This is a genomic window from Streptomyces albospinus (assembly GCF_014648695.1).
Classification (GTDB): Bacteria; Actinomycetota; Actinomycetes; order Streptomycetales; family Streptomycetaceae; genus Streptomyces; species Streptomyces albospinus.
In genome coordinates, this window is sequence record NZ_BMRP01000114.1 from 1 (window position 1) to 4,086 (window position 4,086).

Sequence of the window (4,086 nt, forward strand, 5' to 3'; positions counted from 1 at the left end):
TGTCAGACGCCAGTCTCCCAACCAGTCATGCCACAACTAAGCAGCGACGCGCTACTAGTGAGGCGCTGCCACCCATTTAATGAATGTGTTTCACAAATAACTAAGGTTGCCCTAACCTGTTGCCCTGGCCTGCTGGGGCCTTCGGCGCATCACCACGCCGCTCCGGGCTGCGCTGCCCCGGTTCCGCTCTGCCCCGGGCTCCGGTGCCCGGGGCTGCGCCGCTCCGAGGCCACTGTCCCGGTTCGCACCACCCCGTGCTCCCGGGCCGGCTGCACGCCGTCCCGTTCCTCCGCAATCCGGAAGGATCCGCCATGCCCGCACGACGACCCATACCCGCACCACAGCCCATACCCACACCACAATCCAAGACCGCGCCTCGGGCCGCACCCGCCCACACACGCCGAACTCCACGATTACGCTGCACACTTCGGCCGTTCCGACCGCCGCGGTCGGCCCAACCCGCCCGACCGACCGGACCCGTTCCACCGGTTCGCCCGGTGCGCAACGGTGCACTGCTCGCACTGGCCTGCACGGTGATGTTCCTGATCGTCCTGGACGCCACGATCGTCTCCGTCGCCCTGCCCTCCCTCCGCGCCGACCTGGGCATCGGACCCACCGCTCTGCCCTGGGTCGTCAACGCCTACACCCTCGCCTTCGCCGGCTTTCTGCTGATCGGCGGGCGCTGCGGCGACCTGTACGGACGACGCCGCACCCTTCTGGCCGGCATCGCCCTGTTCACCCTGGCCAGCGCCGTCGGCGGCCTCGCCACCGAGACCGGTCCGCTGCTCACCGCACGCGCCGTCCAAGGGCTCGGCGGAGCACTGTTGATGCCCACCACCCTGTCCGTGATCACCCAGACCTTTCCGGAAGGCTCCCGCAGAGCCAGAGCCCTGGCAGTGTGGAGCGCAGTCGGCGCGGTGGGCGCAGCCTCCGGGACCGTACTGGGCGGAGTACTCACCCAACTCCTGAACTGGCGCTGGGTGTTCCTGATCAACCTGCCGTTCGGGGCGGTCGCAGCCACCACCGCCTGGCGCGTCCTGTTCGACGTACGGCGAGATGTACCAGCAGAAGAGCAGCGGCGCGAGCACGGCGAAGCCGCGCCCCGGCAACGACTCGACCTACCCGGCGCCATACTGGTCACCGCCGGACTGGCCGCCGCGCTGTACGGGCTGATGGAGTCCACCGCCTTCGGCTGGGCCACGCCCCGTGTCTGGGGCCCCGTCACCGCCGGAGCCACCGCGCTCGCCCTCTTCGCCGTGCACCAGGCACACTGGGCGAAGCAGCCCCTCGTCTCACCGGCGGTGGTCCGCAGGCGCCCGATCCAAGTCGCCAACGCCACCATGTTCCTTCTCGGCCTGGCCTTCTTCGCCAGCCCGGTCCTCATCTCCCTGCATCTGCAAAACGTCCACCACTACAGCCCTCTCCGTGCGGGCCTGGGCTTTCTGCCCACCGCAGTCGCGCTGATGGTCTCCAGCTTGCTGACCGGGCGGCTCATCCCCCGGTTCGGGGCCCGCGCCGTGGCCATCGGCGGACTGACGCTGGCCGCAGCCGGCTTCGGCGCGCTGGCGCTGACGCTCGGCGGGCACGGCCCGTACACGCTGACCGTCGGCCTGCCGGGCATCGCCTTCGGGCTCGGCGCCGGTTCCGCCTTCACCCCGATAACCGCGTGTGCCACCAGCGGCGTCCCGCCGTCCCTTGCCGGAGTCGCCGCGGGCATCCTCAACACCACGCGTCAGGTCAGCGGTGCCGTCGGGCTCGCCGTCCTGAGCACCCTGGCCGCCGCCGGAGCGGACTCGTACGCGCGGTCACACCCGGCCGCGGGCGGCGCGACAGGCGCCGATGCCCTGGCCCACGGCAATGCGCTGGCCTTCGGCGTCGCGGCCTGCTGTGCACTGGTCTCCGCAGCGGTGGCGACCCGGCTGCCACGACCACGGCCCCAGTGGGCACCCGCCGGCCCGACAGCCTCATGAAGACCAGCGGGCCGCGGCCATCACCATGGCGCTGCGCCGGCACTCGGTGTACTCGACTGCCCAACCTCTGCCCGGTGCTCCAGGAGCCCGACAACGACTCTCAGGCCCCAGCGTTCCTCCACCGGCGGGGCGTCCCCGAGAGACGGCCCAACCCTCAACCCAGGCCCTGGCGAGATCCGGCAACCGCGGTGGTATGCCACTCCTCACAGGTCGCCGCGGTAGTCCTGCCGCGGTCGTGATGAGTTGCAGGGCAGCCCAACAGCCTCGGGTGGATTCCGTGGCTGTGTTCCAGGCCGTGTCTTCCGCAGGCTTGATGCGTGCTGTGCGCCCTGTGCGCCCTGTGCGTGGGGCTGTAGGGGATCGGGGCGGGTCCGGTTCCAGAGGTTGCCCTGTTCCATTACATCGGGTGTCTGTTTGGGCGCGGTGCGGCTTTTTCGGCGCGCGTCGGGGCCATGGTTGCGGTGTCCGATTCGGGCAGGTGCCTGGGGTGCCTGCTGTGACAGGAGTTCGCTATGCGTGTTTCCCGTTTTGCCGCCACGCTGGGCGTGGCGGTTGCCGTGATGCTGGGCGGTTCCGGAGTCGCCGAGGCCGCCGTACCAGCCGCGGCGACTGTGGCTGGATCACATCCTGGCGGGGGCTGGCACCGCCATCACGGAGGCTGGCACGGCGGCCACGAGGGCCGGTACCACGGTCACGGGGGCCGGCATCGCGGCCACGAGGGCCGGTACCACCACCACGGTTGGCACCACCACGACCGTGACGAGTGGGGTCGCAACCACCACGACCGCCACGGCCGCTGACCCCAACGTGGTCCCGGGCGTCCTCCCTGCCGTGGGAGGGCGCCCAAGCCGCTCGCCCACGCCGAGCGGCTTCGGCCACCTTCTCCGCGACTGACCGCCGAGTCGAGTCGACAGGTGTGCCAGTCAGTCACGTGCGCATGCAGTCCGGGCAATTGCTGGGCTGTTGGGATCCAAGCGCGGCGCGATCATGTGCTCCGGGTTCCGTGATCACGCCGGCGCTCACTCTCCCCATAACACCCCCAGGAAGGAATCACATGCGTATCCGCAGCATTGTTGCGACCGCCGCCATTACCGCCATCGCCGCTCTCGGCACGGCAGGTGCTGCCGCCGCCGACGGCGAACCGAGCGTCGGATCCGGCGTCGCAGGCCTGCGGACAGGCAACCCCCCGGCCATGGGGTCGGACAACCCCCCGGCCATGGGGTCGGACAACTTCACGGCCAGCAATCCCCGATCGCTGTTCAACCTACTCACTGACCGGTGATGCCCCGCCGAGGTGGCCGACGGGGACTGGGACCGCGCGGCGCCGGACGGGCGATGGCTGTCGAGGGGGCGGTGTCTTCTTTGAGCCGGGCTGTGGCTTGTGCCGGTACGCCTCGGCGCATGGATTCTGCGGGGCGTCCCGCGGTCGCTGGGTCCCCTCAACCGCTTTCTGCTCGCTGTGGAAGTGCATGGGAGATGTCCCCGCTCGCCCACGAATGCAGGTGCGTCGTTCCGCCGCATACCGTCTGCAGGTTCACCGAAGGGGTACGGTCGTCGAGCCCACGGGCGAGTCCACCGGGAGATGTGGGCGAGTAGCTCACCGACGTGTGGGGCTCCCCGCCAGCCTGCGACCGGCGGGGAGCCTGATGGGTTGTTCGAGCCGGGGATAGGTCAGCAGACCGGGGGGTTGGGGGTCCCCCATTCGCGCAATACCTGGTTCGGCTGCCATACCCAGCCGGCAGCTTCGGGGGCGTTGAGGTTCCACCAGTTGCCGTCAGCTGTTTGGCAGTTGATTGTCACTGGCTGGCCGTTGTGGCCTTTGCCCACGAGCGCTCCGTCGGGGGCTGCCAGGATGTCGGCGTCTGCGATGAAGCGCCCGGGCACCCCTGCCGCGGCTTGGGCCGCCTGCGCCTGCGAGGACAGGAGCGTTCCTCCGAGGAAAGCAACGGACAGGCCAACCAGTGTCAGCTTTGAAGCGAGTTTACGCACTAGGCCTCCATGGCCGGAAGCGATACTCATGATTACCGGAATATCGCATGGTCAATTCCCGGTGCACGCTAGTAGGGCTTGGTCAGGTTGATTGCAGTGCGGCGTGTCTTTTGGCTTCGGCATGCGT

3 protein-coding genes are annotated in these 4,086 nt (G+C 69.4%); 2 read left to right on the plus strand and 1 reads right to left on the minus strand.

The features are described from left to right. Positions 1 to 497: 497 nt before the first annotated feature. Both IEZ17_RS41355 and IEZ17_RS41360 read left to right on the plus strand, forming a co-directional pair. The gene (locus IEZ17_RS41355) at positions 498 to 1,970 is read left to right on the plus strand and encodes an MFS transporter (protein ID WP_229853134.1); all 1,473 of its coding nucleotides are present in this window, start codon (positions 498 to 500) and stop codon (positions 1,968 to 1,970) included. Between the two features lie 1,054 nt (positions 1,971 to 3,024). After that, positions 3,025 to 3,252, plus strand: a complete 228-nt coding sequence (locus IEZ17_RS41360) for a hypothetical protein (protein ID WP_189308793.1) — start codon at positions 3,025 to 3,027, stop codon at positions 3,250 to 3,252. Positions 3,253 to 3,641: 389 nt separating this feature from the next. Here IEZ17_RS41360 and IEZ17_RS41365 read toward each other — a convergent pair whose 3' ends face one another. Further along, positions 3,642 to 3,989 (minus strand): SH3 domain-containing protein, encoded by a 348-nt coding sequence (locus IEZ17_RS41365; RefSeq protein WP_189308794.1) that lies wholly within the window; start codon positions 3,987 to 3,989, stop codon positions 3,642 to 3,644. Positions 3,990 to 4,086: the final 97 nt, after the last annotated feature.

Excerpts from the sequence above, each read along its gene's own strand:
- IEZ17_RS41360 (WP_189308793.1), top strand. The coding sequence starts at position 3,025 with ATGCGTATCCGCAGCATTGTTGCGACCGCCGCCATTACCGCCATCGCC.
- IEZ17_RS41365 (WP_189308794.1), bottom strand. The coding sequence starts at position 3,989 with ATGAGTATCGCTTCCGGCCATGGAGGCCTAGTGCGTAAACTCGCTTCA.